The sequence below is a fragment of the Kerstersia gyiorum genome, from assembly GCF_048595715.1.
GTDB lineage: Bacteria > Pseudomonadota > Gammaproteobacteria > Burkholderiales > Burkholderiaceae_B > Kerstersia > Kerstersia gyiorum.
On sequence record NZ_CP169556.1, the window covers coordinates 2,657,576 to 2,674,156 of the forward strand.

The 16,581-nt window shown below is 63.5% G+C and carries 16 protein-coding genes, 1 tRNA gene and 1 pseudogene; 13 read left to right on the forward strand and 5 right to left on the reverse strand.

From position 1 onward, the window contains the following. Positions 1-373 precede the first annotated feature (373 nt). The 3 genes from ACEW7X_RS11560 to ACEW7X_RS11570 all read right to left on the reverse strand — a co-directional run bounded on the left by ACEW7X_RS11560 (position 374) and on the right by ACEW7X_RS11570 (position 3,365). Positions 374-1,792, reverse strand: coding sequence for an NAD(P)/FAD-dependent oxidoreductase (locus tag ACEW7X_RS11560; RefSeq protein WP_068370281.1), 1,419 nt, complete (start codon positions 1,790-1,792; stop codon positions 374-376). Between the two features lie 319 nt (positions 1,793-2,111). Beyond that, on the reverse strand, positions 2,112-2,717 hold the full coding sequence (locus ACEW7X_RS11565; protein WP_068370283.1) for a biliverdin-producing heme oxygenase: 606 nt from the start codon (positions 2,715-2,717) through the stop codon (positions 2,112-2,114). A 162-nt stretch (positions 2,718-2,879) separates the two neighbouring features. Continuing rightward, positions 2,880-3,365, reverse strand: a complete 486-nt coding sequence (locus ACEW7X_RS11570; protein ID WP_238591349.1) for a type II secretion system protein N — start codon at positions 3,363-3,365, stop codon at positions 2,880-2,882. Positions 3,366-3,690: 325 nt separating this feature from the next. Here ACEW7X_RS11570 and gspG point away from each other — a divergent pair, with 325 nt between their 5' ends. The 11 genes from gspG to gspF all read left to right on the forward strand — a co-directional run bounded on the left by gspG (position 3,691) and on the right by gspF (position 14,103). Further along, positions 3,691-4,164 carry a type II secretion system major pseudopilin GspG gene (gene gspG, locus ACEW7X_RS11575; RefSeq protein WP_420177210.1) on the forward strand — a complete coding sequence of 158 codons (474 nt, stop codon included), beginning with the start codon at positions 3,691-3,693 and terminating at the stop codon, positions 4,162-4,164. Continuing rightward, positions 4,139-4,672, forward strand: a complete 534-nt coding sequence (locus tag ACEW7X_RS11580) for a prepilin-type N-terminal cleavage/methylation domain-containing protein (RefSeq protein WP_420177211.1) — start codon at positions 4,139-4,141, stop codon at positions 4,670-4,672. Before gspG ends, ACEW7X_RS11580 begins: the two co-directional genes overlap by 26 nt. Further along, positions 4,669-5,052, forward strand: a complete 384-nt coding sequence (gene gspI, locus ACEW7X_RS11585) for a type II secretion system minor pseudopilin GspI (RefSeq protein ID WP_127774750.1) — start codon at positions 4,669-4,671, stop codon at positions 5,050-5,052. Before ACEW7X_RS11580 ends, gspI begins: the two co-directional genes overlap by 4 nt. Positions 5,053-5,055: 3 nt before the next feature. Continuing rightward, a complete protein-coding gene (locus ACEW7X_RS11590; protein ID WP_420177212.1) occupies positions 5,056-5,673 on the forward strand; it encodes a PulJ/GspJ family protein in 618 nt (205 codons plus the stop codon). Continuing rightward, positions 5,670-6,650 (forward strand): type II secretion system minor pseudopilin GspK, encoded by a 981-nt coding sequence (gene gspK / locus ACEW7X_RS11595; RefSeq protein ID WP_420177213.1) that lies wholly within the window; start codon positions 5,670-5,672, stop codon positions 6,648-6,650. The genes ACEW7X_RS11590 and gspK overlap by 4 nt, the downstream gene beginning before the upstream one ends. After that, the gene (gene gspL / locus ACEW7X_RS11600) at positions 6,647-7,666 is read left to right on the forward strand and encodes a type II secretion system protein GspL (RefSeq protein WP_420177214.1); all 1,020 of its coding nucleotides are present in this window, start codon (positions 6,647-6,649) and stop codon (positions 7,664-7,666) included. Before gspK ends, gspL begins: the two co-directional genes overlap by 4 nt. Then, on the forward strand, positions 7,663-8,244 hold the full coding sequence (gene gspM / locus ACEW7X_RS11605) for a type II secretion system protein GspM (protein ID WP_068370295.1): 582 nt from the start codon (positions 7,663-7,665) through the stop codon (positions 8,242-8,244). The genes gspL and gspM overlap by 4 nt, the downstream gene beginning before the upstream one ends. Then, positions 8,244-8,990: a type II secretion system protein N gene (gspN, locus tag ACEW7X_RS11610; protein ID WP_068370297.1), complete on the forward strand. Its 747-nt coding sequence runs from the start codon at positions 8,244-8,246 to the stop codon at positions 8,988-8,990. Before gspM ends, gspN begins: the two co-directional genes overlap by 1 nt. A 33-nt stretch (positions 8,991-9,023) precedes the next feature. Then, positions 9,024-11,399 (forward strand): type II secretion system secretin GspD, encoded by a 2,376-nt coding sequence (gspD, locus tag ACEW7X_RS11615; RefSeq protein ID WP_420177215.1) that lies wholly within the window; start codon positions 9,024-9,026, stop codon positions 11,397-11,399. Beyond that, a complete protein-coding gene (gene gspE, locus ACEW7X_RS11620) occupies positions 11,396-12,817 on the forward strand; it encodes a type II secretion system ATPase GspE (protein ID WP_068370301.1) in 1,422 nt (473 codons plus the stop codon). Before gspD ends, gspE begins: the two co-directional genes overlap by 4 nt. Before the next feature lie 74 nt (positions 12,818-12,891). Then, positions 12,892-14,103, forward strand: a complete 1,212-nt coding sequence (gene gspF / locus ACEW7X_RS11625) for a type II secretion system inner membrane protein GspF (protein ID WP_068370303.1) — start codon at positions 12,892-12,894, stop codon at positions 14,101-14,103. Here gspF and ACEW7X_RS11630 read toward each other — a convergent pair. Further along, positions 14,084-14,287, reverse strand: a pseudogene (locus tag ACEW7X_RS11630) (MFS transporter); the annotation flags it as partial. The gene gspF and the pseudogene ACEW7X_RS11630 sit on opposite strands and share 20 nt — an antisense overlap. A 174-nt stretch (positions 14,288-14,461) precedes the next feature. Between ACEW7X_RS11630 and ACEW7X_RS11635 the strand changes: the two are divergent. Together ACEW7X_RS11635 and ACEW7X_RS11640 are read left to right on the forward strand one after the other, a co-directional pair. Beyond that, positions 14,462-14,929 carry a winged helix-turn-helix transcriptional regulator gene (locus ACEW7X_RS11635; protein WP_420177216.1) on the forward strand — a complete coding sequence of 156 codons (468 nt, stop codon included), beginning with the start codon at positions 14,462-14,464 and terminating at the stop codon, positions 14,927-14,929. A gap of 139 nt (positions 14,930-15,068) precedes the next feature. Further along, a tRNA-Leu gene (locus tag ACEW7X_RS11640) sits at positions 15,069-15,153 on the forward strand. Between the two features lie 254 nt (positions 15,154-15,407). Here ACEW7X_RS11640 and pobA read toward each other — a convergent pair. After that, positions 15,408-16,580, reverse strand: a complete 1,173-nt coding sequence (gene pobA / locus ACEW7X_RS11645; protein ID WP_068370310.1) for a 4-hydroxybenzoate 3-monooxygenase — start codon at positions 16,578-16,580, stop codon at positions 15,408-15,410. Position 16,581 lies beyond the last annotated feature (1 nt).

Genomic DNA, 16,581 nt, shown 5'->3' on the forward strand with positions numbered 1-16,581 from the left:
TGACACTTGCTCTCCGGCTGCCTGGCATGCTTCCACGGCTCGCTGGACTGCTACAGCCGCGCGTTGGATAACGACAGCAGTGAAGAACTGTGACGCGGTCGCCTGCCCGTGGGCGGCCAGGGTGCCCCGATGAGCTATATCGGGACCGATGGCAAGCAATATGTCGTCGTGATCGCAGGCGGTGCCACCCGTACCGGTACCAATGACAACCGTAGCGATTACGTGATCGCCTACAACCTGCCGTAAGCCACATGCGGCTGAGCCCGGCCTGGATTGCTAGAAGCGATCCGGGCCGGGCCCGTGGCAAGCCAGAAAGACGGCAAACCGCTTGCCGCACCGTGTGCCGATGCAGCAAGCCTGGTGGTGTAGACCGTCAGGCGAAGCGATAGAGGTCAAAAGGCGTCGGATCCAGGATGGGCTTTTCACCAAGCAGCAGCGCTGCGGTAATTTCGGCCGAGACCGGGCTTTCCGTCATGCCCCAGCCCGTTGCCGTATTGATGACCATGCCAGGTACTTCTTTCACGACCGAGATGATCGGATTTTCATCCGGTGCAATCGCCATCGCGCCACTCCACTGGTCAATCAGCGTCGCCTCCTTGAACGCAGGGAACTCTGCCCTGAGCTTTTCCAGTGAGGCATTGAGTTCCGGCAGATCAGGGGCCGCAACCATATTCCTGTTCGTTTCAAACGGCGAAACCTCATCCAGTGCCCAATGGGTCGACTGCATGAACGAATTCAGCAATTGCTCGTTCAGCGAAATATGAACCGGGAAGTCAGGCAAGGCCAGCAACGGGAGATACTTGTACCCGTAGATGAAGGACTCTTTCACCACCGGCGCCACAATGACTCGGGGCGAGGTCGCATAGGTACCGTCCGCCTGTTCGCGGAAGTAGATATTTCCAGGCAGCGCCACGTTGCCGCCCGGCAGGCCTGGGGCGGCGCTGACGAGTTGCTGGGACTGGTAGGCCGGCAGCGTCGGAACTGAAACATTCAGGTTCTGCATGAACAGCCTGGACCACGCGCCACCCGCCACCACGACGCGGGAGGTCCTGATGGCGCCCTTTTCGGTCACGAGATCGGAAATCGCCCCTGCCTGGGTTTCCACGCCACGCGCAGCGCAATTCGTATAGATCTTGACACCGATACGCTTGGCGTATTCGGCAATGACGAACGTCGTGACCTCGGCATCCAGACTGCCGGAGTCCTCTTCGAAACCGGCGATCTTCCATTCAGAAACAGCACCCCGCAGCCGCTGGGCAAGTTCCGCTCCCTCAATGATGCGGGTCTTGAACGGAATATCGGGACCGAGTTCCGCGCTCCTGGCGGCGATCCACTTCCGGACATTTTCGAGGTCTTCTTCGTCCAGCGGCACTTCAACCCGGCCCTGGGTGCGGTAGCTGGTATCGAAACCAACCTTCGCATTCATTTCACGCCAGCGCTGCTTGCCCAGATGGTGCAGCATGAACGTAGCGTCAGGCATCTTGTAAGTGATGACCTGGCCATAGAAGCGGCTCGACTGCTCACCCGCGATATTGCCCTTCTCGACGATCACGACCGACAGTCCGCGTTCAACCAGGCTGATTGCTGTCATGAGGCCCAGAATACCCGCGCCGACAACAACGACGTCTGCCTGAGCCGGCAGCGGTCCTTCCATGCCTTCGACAAAACCGACCCGGGGCTGACCCGGAACCAGGCTTCCTTCGCGCGTCAGCATGGGGGTCAGGACCGCGCCACCAGCCACAACGACGGCAGCCCCTGACCCCATCAGGAGCTTTCTTCTTGTGATGTTCATATCAAAACTCTCAAAACTTTCATGTGTGTCCGGCTGATCTATCAATGCTCAACCAACCGCGCCATTATTTCACATCTCCCACGGAAGCAAGCATAAAGCAGATGAGAATCACTTGCTATTATACAAATGCAAATAGTTGATTATGCTTATATATCCAATTCAGGCACCCTCTGGCGCACCTCAGGATTGGGATCATTCTGAGGCAAAAAAACCGCCACGCCATGCATCCCGGGTTTACCGGGAGACACGTCGTGGCGGTGCTCCGGCCATCCAACCGTCACGGGCAAGGAGCCACGCGCCGGTTGCTGCGGTCAGCAGATCAGGCCAGTTGGTAGTGCGAGGTCAGCAGATCGCCGAAGCGGTCGTAGGCAGCGTTGGCGCCGGCCACGACACGATCCTGCTCTTCCTGGCTCAGTCCGCTTTCGTTCAGCGCGTTGACAAAGCTCTTCCAGGCCTTGGCACGGCCTTCCGGATAGGCGGCCAGATTGCGGGCACCATGTTCGGCGGTCAGGCCCAGCTTTTCACCGGCTTCCTTGAACAGGAAGGCAGCGCCCAGCGTGGAACCTTCGGAGACATACAGCCAGCCCAGCGCTTCGGGCGACACCACGTCCGAGGTGGCGATGGCGATGTCTGCCGGGGCATCGGCGCCGATGTCCTTCAAATCCTGCAGCGCGGCTTCCTGGCGGCCACGGATATCCAGATCCGGCACCAGTTGCTTAAGGCGCTCGTCGCTGAACAAGAACTCGACGTCGCGCTGGAACAGATACTGCGCTTGAACAAACTTTGCATAACTTTGCACATCAGCAAAGGGATTGGCACGCGCCATCAGGCCGTGCATGCGCTGGTGCTGTGCGCCGGTCTCAGTTTGCAGACGCTTGGACAGCGTGACTTCCGTCGTTGCGGCTTCCTGGGTTACTGCGGACATGTCTGGCTCCTTGCGGGGAAGATGACTGGATAATGCGCGCCAGCCCTGGCGCCGCCAAAGGGGCGCAGCACCGGCGCCATGCCGATACCGGACTGGTACCTGACCAGTGTATCGGAGCGCAAGGAAACGCAATCTCAAGAATGTTCTATCAAGCTCAACGCATCAGGGCTGGGCTGGCGAGGATTCCGGCGCGACTTTCACGAAGCCCTGGATCACCGGCCTCGGGTCGGCAGCCATGCGCACGGCTTCGACCGCGCCATCCTGGTCTATCGAGACCTCATCGCGCGCCACCGCCACCAGTGTGACGCCCGGCGCCAGGGTTTCACCCACGCGGTAAGCACGGGGCGTGGCGCCATCCACGCTCAGCACGGCAGCGCCACGGTCGTTGCCCATGGCGATGATCCCCGCCACCGTCACGCGCACCCGTTGATTGCCGCCGCCAAACCAGCGCGCCACCGGCTGGACGTCCGTACCAGCCACGGTCTCGAAAGTCATGGAGGGAGGAATGGCGCCGGGCCTCGGCGCCAGCAGCAAAACCGTCCATACCCCCAACCCGACGGCCAGCGCCAGGGCCGCCAGCAGGCGTACCAGGCTCGCCGGATTCACACGGATCTGGGGAAAACGTAAGGCAGGAAGACGAAAATTCACAAATGCACCGTGACAGTGGCAAATATTCAGGGCCGCGAATCGCGGGCAGGCAAAGTCCAGATATATTAGGGCAGGAAACGCAGGGACAGCAGCAGGAAAACAGAAGGAACAACAGGAACGGGTACCAAGGCCCTCCGCCTCGCAGCCTGCAGCAATAAGCACTGTCATCCCGGCGCAACAGAACGGGGGTTATCGTACGGAATTGTCCGGATCACGCACAACCCTGCCTTTCTATATGATGTGCGGGCCCAATCTCCCCTATCCGGGAGTGACAAAGTATAAACTAATGCTATTCTCATTCATTTGACAGTTTTTTGACGTCGCCATGATACCCACCGCCTCCTCGGCCCCCCGCTTCCTTTCCCGCCAGCGCCGTTTCCGCCGCGCCGGTCGGCAGTCCGGTTTTTCCCTGATCGAAATCATGGTAGTCGTGGTCATCATGGGCATTCTCGCCGCACTGGTGGTGCCTAACCTGCTGGATCGTCCCGACCAGGCGCGTATCACCGCTGCTCGCCTGAATATCAGCGAGATTATGCAGGCACTCAAGCTCTATCGCCTGGACAACGGCCGCTACCCGAGCCAGGCTCAAGGCCTGGAAGCGCTGGTCAAGCGTCCCGACGTGGCGCCCCTGCCCAACAACTGGCGCTCCTATATGGACCGCCTGCCCAACGACCCCTGGGGCGCTCCCTATCAATACCTGAATCCCGGTGTACACGGCGAAATCGACATATTCTCGTTCGGCGCGGACAGCCAGGCCGGCGGCGAAGGCAACGATGCCGATATCGGTTCCTGGCAATAAAGCCTTACCCGGTCTTTCTGGCGGACAACACGGTTTTTCCCTGCTGGAACTTCTGGTCGTGCTGGCGATCATCGGTATCGTTACCGCCATCGCCGGCCTGAGCGCCTTTCCCTCCTCGAAGGATCGCGCCTTGCAACAAGATGCCCACCGCCTGGCTCAACTGCTGCCCGTCGTGCAGTCGGAAGCCCGTAGCGGCGGGCGTCCCATCGTTTGGGAATTCGATACGCAGGGCTACCGCTTCGCACGCCGCCCGCACACGCTGGCGCTGCCGGTAGGCATGAGCGCGCTGGCACCGGTGGAATCCGAGTATTTCGAGAACGACGACTTGCTGCGCCCACGCCGCTGGGACAGCGAAACGCCGGTCACCGTGCGTCTCTCGCCCAATTCGGCCAATGTCTTCAATGTGGAATGGATGCCTGACCCGATGGTCATCGAGCTGGACAACGGCCAGCAGCACCTGCGCATAGAGCGCGATGCAACCGGGCACTACGAGGTCGTGCTGCCATGAACCTGCCTCGCCTGCGGCGTGCCCGCACGTCCGGTTTCACGCTGATAGAAGTACTGGTCGCGCTGGCCATCGCCGGCGTGGCACTGGCTGCCTGCGTGCGCGCCCTGGGACTGAGCGCAAGCGGCACCCAGGCCATGCGCGAGCGCAGCCTGGCGCTGCTGTCAGCGGAAAACCGCATGGCCGAGCTGCGCCTGCTCAATGCCTTCCCAGGCCCGGGGCGGCAAACGGAAAATTGCCCCCAGGGGCCGCTGACCCTGACCTGCGAGCAGGAAATCCGCAGTTCCAACAATACCAATTTCCGCCAGGTCACCATACGAGTCCGCGATGCCGAAGGCACGGTACTTGCCGACTTGCGCGGCCTGCTGTCGTCGCTGAGATAAGCCATGCACAGCCGGCAACATGGATTTACCCTGATCGAAGTTCTGGTCGCACTGATGCTCATGGCGCTGGTCAGCCTGATTTCATGGCGCGCACTCGACAGCGTGGAGCGCACCAGCGAACGCCTGGAACAGGTTTCCGAAGACATCATGTCCCTGATGCGCGTTTTCGGCCAGCTGGACCGCGACCTGCGCCTGCACGCAGACAACAACATCCTGCCCGAATACCATCCTGTCGGGCAGGCTGTGGTCGCCCGTTCGCTGCCGGCCGGCATCAACTATATCCGTACCGATGGCGGCGTCCCCTACCTGCAGGTCACACGCGCCGCCCCGGCTGACAATGGCACCTGGCAGCAGGTACGCTGGTGGCTGGAAGGAACGCGCCTGATGCGCGCCATCGCCCCCGCCGGCCGGCAATTGCCGCTACCCGAGCCGCCACAAAAAGGCACGGTCGTGCTCGACGACGTGAATCTGTTCGAAGTCCGCGCGTGGTTGCCGGGACGCGGCTGGACCAACCTGCCGCTGCCCGAAGGCTCGCCCAATGCGACAGGCCTGGAAATCACGCTAGGCCGTGCGTCGGGCCCGGATGCCGGCCGCTATCGCAAGGTGGTGCTGCTGCCATGATGCGCCGACGCTCCTACCCCGTCCGTCCCGCCCGGCCTGCGCCAGGGCGCAGCTTGCTGCCGCGCTTGCCCAGCATGCGGCTGACAGCCTGGCGACAACGCGGCATGGCCGTGATCAGCGCGCTGATCGTCGTGGCGGCCGCCGCCATTGCCGCCACCGCTATCCTGGAACGCCAAGCCTACCTGGCACGCACCCTGGCCAGCGAACGAGACCGGGCGCAGGCCGACTGGCTGTTGCGCGGCGGGCTGGACTGGTCGCGCGTCATCCTGCGCTGGGATGCCCGGCGCAATGCCATCACCCGGCCGGATTCAGCCTGGGCCCGTCCGATTACAGGCTTGGAAGTTTCCGAACCTGATGATCCACGCACCGCGCTGTTTTCCGGCCGCGTAGAAGATGAGCAGGGTAAATACAACCTGAACAACCTGGCTGCCCAGGGCGTCATCAAACCGGAAGAACTGATGTCGCTGGAACGCCTGCTGAACTATCTGCGCGTGCCCACCCATCTTGCCAGCAGCATTGCCCAGCGCGTTGCCGACAGCCAGCCCACCGAGAACCGGCGTGCCAGCGCACCCGGCCTGCGGACGATCAACGATCTGCGCGGCATCGACGATATCGACGCCACTACCGTAGACCTGTTGCGCCCCTATCTCACCGTTTTGCCCGCCACGACGGCCATCAATGCCAATACCGCCAGCGCGGAAGTGCTGAGCGCCGCCATCTCCGGCCTGTCGCTGGCCGATGCACGGGCCCTGGTGGTACAGCGTGACCGAGGCCAGTGGTTCAACAACAGTGGTGACTTCGTCAACCGTCTGCCCAACCGCGAACTGGACGTCGGCAACCGCATCACAGCCAACAGCAACTGGTTCCGGGTAGCCGGAGAGGTTTCACTGGACAATGCCGTCGTCGGCATGGAGGCGTTGCTCAACCGCGCCGATCGCAATTCCCCGACGGTCGTCTGGATCAAGGAAATGAATTGAAGAATCACCTACGCCTGGCGCTTCCTCCTCTGGCCAGCCTGAGACCCGAAAGCCACGTCGCCTTTGCGCTGCTGGACCGCAACGGCACCGTGCTCCGTTCCGGTGAGCTGCAGCTGGCGCAGCTTGCCAGCGCCGTGCCGGCGCCCGGCGTACAAGCCATCCTGCACCCTGGCGACGCCGTCATCGTCACGCTCAATGTGCCCGCACTGTCCGGCAACCGCCTGGACCTGGCCGTGCAATCGCTGGTGGAATCGATGGCCCTGTCGGATACCGACGCGCTGTGCATCATCCACGGCCCGAGGCAGGAAAACGGCAGTGCCATCGTCGCATGGACCGACCGCGAACCGCTGCTGCGGGCCTGGCGCCTGCTGGCGGAAGTCGGCCTGAATGTCCAGAGCCTCACGCCGCTGCCGCTGGCGTTGCCTGCGCAGGACAAGGAACGCGAGCGCCAGTTGAGCCTGCCTGCCGACGAGCGCTGGCGCCAACCGCTGCCCAAATGGTCCTTCGCCCGCCCGGAATGGCGTCCCGCCGCCGACCAGCGCCGCTGGCGCGCGCCGCTGGCGTGGGTCGCCGGCGCTGCCGCCCTCTGGATTCTGGGCCTGAACATCCATGCCGCGCAGCGTGGCGCCGAAGTCCGTACCCTGACGACAGGCATTGAACAAAGCGTACGCCGCGCCTTTCCGGAAATGTCGGTCATCATCGACCCGCTGCGCCAGGCGGAAAACGCCCGGGATACCTTGCGCCTGGCTCGAGGTGCCAGCAGCAATGATGATTTCGTTCCGCTGGCCCTGGCTGCGGCGCGCGTCATGAATGGCGCCGAGGGCCGGGTCGCACGCCTGGTCTATGACAAGGGCGAATTGCAGCTGGGCTTCAACGAGGGCTTCACGGCGCCGCCGGAAGCCAGCCTGAACCAGGCCGCCGCCGCCCAGAGCCTGGAAATACGCAAAGACGACACCCTGGAAAATACCTGGATCATTCGCCGTGCCCGCGAACGCAGCCAGGGAGGACAGCAATGAATACGCCGACATCACAGGCCACCCCGGCCTGGAAACAGAACCTGGAGCAATCCAGCGAACGCCTGCGCGCCTGGTGGTCGCAACGCGAACCGCGCGAGCGCAAGCTGCTGCAGGCTGGCGGCCTGGCGGTAGCGCTGGCGCTGGTCTGGCTGATCGGCATCAAGCCGGCGCTGGGCGCCATTGAGCAGGCCGACAAGCGCCTGCCGCAATTGCAGGCAACGGCACTCAAGGTCGACGCCGTCATCCGCGAGGCGCAGGCCCTGCGCCGTGGCCAGAGCGGCAGCATTCCGGCCGAAGAACTGACGCCGGCACTGCAATCGAGCCTGCAACGTGCCGGTCTCTCCGAGCTGGCGACCCTGCGCGAAACCGAGGCCGGCATGGACGGCGCGCGCCAGTGGGAAGTCCTGCTGGAGAACGCCAGCGCCGGGCGCGTCATCGAGTGGCTGGCGGACGTGCCTGCCCTGCTGCATGTGCAGACCCGCAGCGTAGACCTGTCCCGTACCCGCATCGACGGCCGCGACCGTCCGGGTTCGGTAACGGGCAAGATCATCCTGGCAGCCCCGCAGGAGAATGCTTGATGCGTCGTAAACTGATCCTCAAAATCATCGGTTTCATACTGATCGCGCTGGCTGCCGCACTGGCTGTCATGCCCGCCCGCTGGGCCATGGTTCTGCTGCCTGCTTCGCTGCCGCTCGCCATCGTCGACGCCAGCGGTTCCATCTGGAACGGTAGCGCCACTATCGCCGTCGGCCCCGAAGGCCGACGCCGCACCCTGCCCGATCCGCTCAGCTGGAAACTGGCCTGGCGCCAGGGGCCTGTGGCAGACCTCCGTCACCCCTGGCTGGGCGGCCCGGTCACGCTGGCCCCTGGCTGGCGCGGCCTGGCCATCAATGCGCAATCGCTGCGCCTGCCTGCCTCCACACTGACCGCCTTCCATGCCGCGCTGGACACGATCGCACCCGGGGGGGAGCTCCAATTGAACTGGCCCGCATCCACGCTGGGGGCCGCCACGCCGCCCGGCACCCGCCTGCTGGATATCCAGTGGCGTAACGCCTCGTCCGATCTCACCCCGGTGAAACCATTCGGCAGCTATGATCTGGCGGTTAGTCAGGATACCGATAAACGCGTCAAGCTGACGCTGGCCACCCGGCAGGGCCCGCTGCGCCTGCAAGGCGAAGGCACCATCAACAGCAAGGGGCTGGCGTTCGACGGCACCGCCGAAGTCGAAGCCAGCGCCAACGCCGATGTCCACGGCGCCCTCAATGAACTGCTCGCCGCGCTCGGACCGCGCACAGGCAATCAGACCCGCCTGCGCTTCCGCTGAGCCCGCCCCCAGAAACGAAACGATATCGCCATCATGACCGTCAAGCGCAACGCCCCGACCTCTTCCTTTCCGCTGATTCCCAGCGCCCTGCTGACCCTGATCCTGGCTGGTTGCGCCACCGTGCCGCCGCCCGAGCAACAGGACGCCTCAGAACTGCTGGTCCGCACCAGCGGCGGCGTGCAGCGCAATGCCGACGACAGCCGGTTCCGCAACGACCTGCCACCGCCACCGCCACCGCCCGCCCAGACTTCGCGCAGCAAGCAGGTCACCACGGCTGCGGCGACGCCGCGCACGGTTGCCGGCCGGGGCACCACCAGCGATAACCAGGTCATGCTCAACTTCGTTGACGCCGACCTGCAGGGCGTGGTGCGGGCGCTGGCACGTTTCACCGGCAAGAACTTCATCGTCGACCCGCGCGTCAAGGGCCAGCTCACACTGGTATCCGAAGCCCCGGTATCACCGCAGACCGCCTATACCATGCTGCTGGGCGCGCTGCGCATGCAAGGCTTTGCCGTGGTTGAGGTCGATGGCGTCAGCCGCGTCGTGCCCGAAGCCGATGCCAAGCTGCAAGGCAGCCCGGTCAGCGCGGCCGACGGCACGGTGCCCAGCAGCGGCCTGGTCACGCGTGTCTTCTCGCTGCGCTACGAGAATGCGGCCAATCTTGTCCCGGTGCTGCGCCCCATGATCGCGCCCAACAACCCCATCAATGCCTACCCCGGCAACAACACGCTGGTCATCACCGACTACGCCGACAACCTGGATCGCATCGCCCAGGTCATCGCCGGGATAGATACGCCGCACTCGATCAATACGGACGTCGTGCCCATCCGCTACGCCATCGCCGCGGATATCGCCGGCCTGGCCTCGCAATTGCTGGAAGGCCAGGGGGGCTCGGGCGACGCCACCCAGCGCATTTCCGTCGTGGCCGACCCGCGTACCAATAGCGTGCTGATCCGCGCCGGCAGTCCGGCCCGCCTGGATCTCGCCAAGGAACTGATCCAACGCATCGACAGCCCCACCACCAAGCCCGGCAACCTGCACGTGGTCTACCTGCGCAACGCCCAGGCAACCAAGCTGGCGGAAGTCCTGCGCGGCGCGCTGACCGGCCAGGGCGGCAGCAGCACTGGCAGCGAGGGCCTGTCCAATACCTCTGGACTGTCCTCGTCATCGTCGAACTCGTCCTCCAGCAGCTCGCGTTCGGCCAACAGCCTGCTGGGTACCAGCAGCAACAACAGCAGCGGCAACACCAGCAGCAGCGGCAGCAGCAACAACCAGCAATCCGTAGCCTTCTCGGCTGGCGGCGCAACCATCCAGGCCGACCCGTCAACCAACACCCTCATCATTTCCGCTCCCGACCCCCTGTATCGCAGCCTGCGCGAAGTCATCGACCAGCTCGATCAGCGCCGCGCCCAGGTACTGGTCGAGAGCCTGATCGTTGAAGTCAACGCCGACAACTCGGCTGAATTCGGCATCCAGTGGATGGTTGGCGGCGACAGCATCAGCAGCGGCAATACATCCTTCGTCGGCGGTTCCAACCTGGGCGGCTCGGGCCTCACCGGTAACGGCCCCACCACCATCGACGCGCTAGGCAAAGGCCTGAGCCTGGGCGTGGTCAAGGGTACGGTAGATATCCTCGGCAATGAAGTCCTCAACTTGGGCGTACTGGCGCGCGCCATGGAAGGCACTGGCCAGGCCAACGTGCTGTCCACCCCGAACCTGATGACGCTGGACAACGAGGAAGCCAGCATCATGGTCGGCAAGACCGTGCCCTTCGTCACCGGCCAGTACACCACCTCAGGCGACGGTTCCAGCAACCCGTTCCAGACCATCGAGCGTGAAGACGTCGGCCTGACGCTGCGCATCCGTCCACAGATTTCCGAAGGTGGCACGGTCAAGCTCGCGCTCTACCAGGAGGTCAGCAATATCGACGATGCGGCCTCCACCAATTCGAGCAGCATCGTGACCCGCAAGCGTTCGCTGGAAACCAATGTCCTGGTCGATGACGGCCAGATCATCGTGCTGGGCGGCCTGCTGGAAGACAACGTTTCCAACACCACCGTGGCAGTCCCCCTGCTGGGTTCCATCCCTTTCATCGGCAATCTGTTCCGCTACGACAAACGCACCCGTACCAAGACCAACCTGATGGTCTTCCTGCGGCCGCACATCGTGCGCGACGCGCGTGACAGCGCCAGCCTGACGCTGGACCGCTACAACTTCATGCGCGCCGCGCAGAACAACATGCCGCTGGAATCGCGCTGGCTGACGCCGGATGACTCCCGCCCCCTGCTGCCAGAACTGGACCGCAACGATGCGGGTCTGCTGGATCTGCGTGACGACGGCCCAGCCCCGGCCAGCCCCGTGACGGCGGAACCCCAGGTCATCCTCGACAATACGGACGCCGGCCAATGAACGCACGCCTGCCCTATTCCTGGGCCCGGGCCCAGCGCGCGCTGATCCAGGCCAGCCCGAACGGCCTGGCCCTGGTGCTCAGCCCGGATACGCCCGCCTGGGCCCGGGCCGAACTTCAGCGTCGCTATGGCGAGCTGCCCAGCCGTGAAGTCAGCGACGCGGAACTCGATACGCTGCTGGCCGCCGCTTATGCGCAGACCGATGACGCCGCGGCCGTGGTCGATGCTGCCGCCAGCGAAATCGACCTGGACCGCCTGTTGCAGGATATTCCTGAAGTCGAGGACCTGCTCGAGGCACATGATGACGCCCCGGTGATCCGCATGATCAATGCGCTCTTCACCCAGGCCGCGCGCGACGGCGCCAGCGACATCCACATAGAACCATTCGAAACGCACTCAGTAGTGCGCTATCGCGTCGACGGCACCTTGCGCGACGTAGTCAGTCCGCGCCGCGCCCTGCATAGTGCGCTGGTGTCCCGCATCAAGATCATGGCCAGCCTGGACATCGCCGAGAAGCGGCTGCCGCAGGACGGCCGCATCGCGCTGCGGGTTGGCGGCCGCCCGATCGACGTGCGGGTTTCCACGCTGCCCACCGGTCACGGCGAACGCGCCGTGCTGCGTCTGCTGGACAAGGAAGCCGGCCGCCTGCAACTGGAAAAACTCGGCATGGCGCCCGATGTACTGCGCCAGCTGGACCGTCAGATCCGCCAACCGCACGGCATCGTGCTGGTGACCGGTCCTACAGGCAGCGGCAAGACCACGACGCTGTATTCTGCACTGGGGCGCCTGGATGCCAGCACCACCAATATCCTGACGGTGGAAGACCCGATCGAATACGATCTGCCCGGTATCGGCCAGACCCAGGTGAACCCGCGCATCGACCTGACCTTTGCCTCGGCGCTGCGCGCCATCCTGCGCCAGGATCCGGACGTCATCATGATTGGTGAAATCCGCGATCTGGAAACTGCCCAGATCGCCGTGCAGGCCTCGTTGACCGGCCACTTGGTGCTGGCCACGCTGCACACCAACGATGCCATTTCCGCCGTGGCCCGCCTGATCGACATGGGGGTCGAACCCTTCCTGCTGGCCAGCACCCTGCAAGGTGTGCTGGCGCAGCGCCTGGTGCGCCGCTTGTGCCAGCACTGCTGCAAGAAGCATGATGACGGCACCGCCAGCTGGACGCCTGGCGGCTGCCCGGCCTGCAGTCACACTGGCTACAGCGGCCGTACCGGTATTCACGAGCTGTTCACCGTGACGGATGAAATTCGCTCACTGGTGCACAACAATGCCGATGAACTGGCATTGCGCAGTGCCGCACAAACCGCCGGCATGCGCACGCTGCGCCAGGATGGCGACCGCTGGATCGCACAAGGTGTCACATCGGTGGAGGAAATCACCCGTGTTACCCGAGACGCCTGACCCTGCCCGCCGCCCTGCCCTGACCCCGGGCGCGGAATTCCGCCGCCCGCCCTACCCATACATCCTCCCCAGCCATGCCTTCCTACCAGTATGAAGCCGCCGATACGACAGGCCGCATCGAGCGCGGCCTGATTGATGCCGACAGCGAACGCGGCGCACGCCAGGCGCTGCGCTCGCGCGGCCTGGTCGCGCTGAAAGTCCGCGCGACCGGCGCTTCACGCCAGGGTAGCCAGCGCAGCAGCCTGGGGCCGCGCATCAGCGACTCGGACCTGGGCTGGCTGACACGTCAGCTTTCCAGCCTGCTGGCGGCACGGCTACCGCTGGAAGCAGCGCTGACCGCCACGCTGGAGCAGGCGGAACGCCGCCACGTCGCGCATACGCTGGCGGCGGTTCGCGCCGATGTGCGTGCCGGCCATCGCCTGGGCGAAGCCCTTGCCGCCCACCCACGCGACTTTCCCGACATCTACCGGGCGCTGGTCGATGCCGGCGAACAATCCGGCGACCTGGCCCAGGTCATGGAAAAGCTCGCCGACTACATCGAGTCCCGTGGCGCGCTGCGCAGCAAGATCCTGACCGCCTTCATCTACCCCATCATCGTGACGGTCGTGTCCATCGGCATCGTCATTTTCCTGTTGAGCTATGTCGTGCCGCAGGTGGTGGGGGCATTTTCACAAGCCAAGCAGAAACTGCCTGCGTTGACTGAAATGATGCTCAGCGCCAGCGGCTTCATCCGCGAATGGGGGGGCGTCACCGCGTTGGCGCTGGCTGCCCTGTTCGTGCTCTGGCGCTTCAGCCTGAGGCGTCCGGCGGCAAAACTGGCCTGGCACAGCAAGGTCCTGCGCCTGCCTGTCTTTGGCCGCTACGCCATGGGTGTGGACATCGCCCGCTTCTCCGCGACGCTGGCCATTCTCACCAGCAGCAACGTCCCGCTGCTGGCCGCGCTGGATGCCGCGCGCAAGACCCTGCGCAACGAACGACTGCGCAGCGCCGTCAATGACGCCACGGTACGGGTACGCGAAGGTGCGCAGCTGTCCGCCGCCTTGCAGGCGCAGAAAATCTTCCCGCCGCTGCTGGTCCACCTGGTCGGCAGCGGCGAACGCACCGGCGAACTGCCCGCCATGCTGGACCGCGCCGCCAAGACGCTTTCCAGCGAACTGGAACGACGTGCCATGACACTCACCGCCCTGCTGGAACCGCTGATGATCCTGATCATGGGCGGCATCGTACTGGTGATCGTCCTGGCGGTGATGATGCCCATCATCGAAATCAACCAGCTGGTGCAATAGGCGAAAGCGCAACATCGGTCACACGCCGGGTCAGCCACCAGAACACCAGGGCCAGCAGGCTCACCAAGGCTCCCAGCGCGCATACACCCGCCCATCCAGATCGCGCATAGGCCAGGGTGGAGCCGATGGCGCCCAGGCCACTGCCGACTGCATAGAACAGCATATACAGACCGACCAGGCGGCTGCGCATGGCCATCGTTTGATTGCACGCCAGGCCGCCGTCGCCCGACGGCCCCATAAAAGTCCCCATGATCGCTGCCCCAACCGATCCAGTTTCAAATAAAAACTGATTGAATGCCAGATCACGTAGTTTTAAAATGCAACCACCAGGTTTATCCGCCAGCCACCAGGAGATGCCGTGCCGTCCCGAAAAAAAGCCCGCCAGGAAACCTGCCCGGTTGCGCGTTCCGTTGATGTGATCGGTGACCGCTGGTCCCTGCTCATCGTGCGTGATGCTTTTGACGGCATCAGCCGATTTGGCGATTTCCAGCGCAGCCTGGGAATGGCCAGGAACATTCTGGCCGATCGGCTACGCAAGTTGGTCGATGCCGGCATCTTCGCCATGCAGGATGCATCCGATGGTTCGGCCTATCAGGAATACAGCCTGACGCCACGAGGCAAGCGCCTGTTTCCCATTGTGGTCGCGCTGCGCCAGTGGGGCGAACATCATCTGTTTCCGCATGGCGAAGCTCACTCGATACTGGTGGATAAGCGCACCGGGCGCCCCATCGCCCCCATGGCGCCTCAAGCCGAGGATGGATCGGCACTGTCGCCCGAGGGCACGGAGGTCAAGAAAATAGAGGCGACTGACGCAGGCGCCACCTGAAGCCTGGCAGACCCCCAAAAAAAATTTGCCGTATCTCTCTTTTTTTCACCAATAGTGTTGACACACAAAAAAATAAGCCATATACTTCTTTCCCTACGCTTCTGACACGGAAGAGAACTTCTGAAGTCGACGAAACGTTGCCCAGGTGGCGGAATTGGTAGACGCGCTAGTTTCAGGTACTAGTGCCTTCGGGTGTGGAGGTTCGAGTCCTCTCTTGGGCACCAATTGCAACGGCTTGAAATCGAAAGATTTCAAGCCGTTTTTACTTTCCGGCGGCATTCTCCCCAGCTGAATTCCTGCATCGCCGTTCCAGCCAGCCCGGCAACCTTGTCTCACGTCTGCCGGTGGCGATGCCAGGCAATCCTCATTGCATCAGCCACCGACCGCAGGGAACGCCCCTGAGCCCCCCCAATGCAGCAAGCTTGCGCGCTTGCCGGACCAATCCGGCAAGCGCACGTCCGCCGCCCTTATCAAGAGATTAAAACGGCAGCCCTGCATATTGCTCGGCCAGCGTCGCCAGCGCACGCTCGGATTTCTGCAGGTACTGGAACTCGTTGAGACGCATTTTTTCCTCGAACCCGGAATCCTGCGGAAAGACATGCAACAGCTTGGTCAGCGACCAGGACACGCGCTCCGACGCCCAGACCCGCCGCAAAGCCGTCTCCGAATACCGCTCAAGCAATTCATCCTGCTGGTGGTTGTAGTAGGCATCGAAAGCTCGCGACAGGTAATAGACGTCGGATACCGCCAGGTTCAGGCCCTTGGCGCCCGTCGGCGGCACGATATGGGCAGCATCGCCCGCCAGGAACATCCGGCCGTGGCGCATCGGCTCGGCAACGAAGCTACGCAAGGGCGCGATGGATTTTTCTATGCTGGGGCCGGTCACGACGGTGCGCGCCAGCTCGGCCGGCAAGCGCCGCTTGAACTCTTCCCAAAAACGTTCGTCGGGCCAGTCATTGAGGTCCGTATCCATCGGACACTGGATGTAGTAACGACTCAAATTCGGGTTGCGCTGGGATGCCAGGGCGAAGCCGCGCTCATGGCGCGCATAGATCAAGTCCTCCATCGGCGGCGTTTCCGACATGATGCCCAGCCAACCGAATGGATAGACCTGCTCATAGGTCCGCAGAACACTGGCCGGAATGGATTGCCGCCCGATGCCGTGAAAGCCGTCGCAGGCGGCGATGAAATCGCAATCTATCCGACCCGCCTCGCCATTGCGGGTATAGGTCACATAGGACTGGACGCCCGTAATATCGTGCAGCACGACATCGGTGGCGCGATCAAGGATTTCCGTGCCCGCGCGATCATGGGCCGCATACAGGTCTTCGGTAATGGCGGTCTGGCCATAGGCAACCATGGGCCGACCGGCATACTTCATGGTGTCGATCACAAAAGAACCTTCGCCATGCCAGGTCACCAGCGTACCGTTGTGCTCCAAGCCTTCGCGATCCAGCCGTTCGCCCAGGCCCACATCCCGCAGCAACTGGACCGTGCCATGCTCCAGCACGCCGGCCCGGATGCGCTGAAGCACATATTCGCGGCTTTGCCGCTCAAGCACGATGCTACTGATGCCATGCAGCGCCAGGATATGGGACAGCAATAGCCCGGCTGGGCCGCCGCCGATGATCGCGACCTTCGTCTTCTTCATG

Bases quoted from the DNA above. Each gene is read 5' to 3' on its own strand.
- ACEW7X_RS11560 (WP_068370281.1), bottom strand. From the start codon at position 1,792: ATGAACATCACAAGAAGAAAGCTCCTGATGGGGTCAGGGGCTGCCGTC.
- ACEW7X_RS11565 (WP_068370283.1), bottom strand. From the start codon at position 2,717: ATGTCCGCAGTAACCCAGGAAGCCGCAACGACGGAAGTCACGCTGTCC.
- gspG (WP_420177210.1), top strand. From the start codon at position 3,691: ATGATACCCACCGCCTCCTCGGCCCCCCGCTTCCTTTCCCGCCAGCGC.
- ACEW7X_RS11580 (WP_420177211.1), top strand. From the start codon at position 4,139: ATGCCGATATCGGTTCCTGGCAATAAAGCCTTACCCGGTCTTTCTGGC.
- gspI (WP_127774750.1), top strand. From the start codon at position 4,669: ATGAACCTGCCTCGCCTGCGGCGTGCCCGCACGTCCGGTTTCACGCTG.
- ACEW7X_RS11590 (WP_420177212.1), top strand. From the start codon at position 5,056: ATGCACAGCCGGCAACATGGATTTACCCTGATCGAAGTTCTGGTCGCA.
- gspK (WP_420177213.1), top strand. From the start codon at position 5,670: ATGATGCGCCGACGCTCCTACCCCGTCCGTCCCGCCCGGCCTGCGCCA.
- gspM (WP_068370295.1), top strand. From the start codon at position 7,663: ATGAATACGCCGACATCACAGGCCACCCCGGCCTGGAAACAGAACCTG.
- gspN (WP_068370297.1), top strand. From the start codon at position 8,244: ATGCGTCGTAAACTGATCCTCAAAATCATCGGTTTCATACTGATCGCG.
- gspD (WP_420177215.1), top strand. From the start codon at position 9,024: ATGACCGTCAAGCGCAACGCCCCGACCTCTTCCTTTCCGCTGATTCCC.
- gspE (WP_068370301.1), top strand. From the start codon at position 11,396: ATGAACGCACGCCTGCCCTATTCCTGGGCCCGGGCCCAGCGCGCGCTG.
- gspF (WP_068370303.1), top strand. From the start codon at position 12,892: ATGCCTTCCTACCAGTATGAAGCCGCCGATACGACAGGCCGCATCGAG.
- pobA (WP_068370310.1), bottom strand. From the start codon at position 16,580: ATGAAGAAGACGAAGGTCGCGATCATCGGCGGCGGCCCAGCCGGGCTA.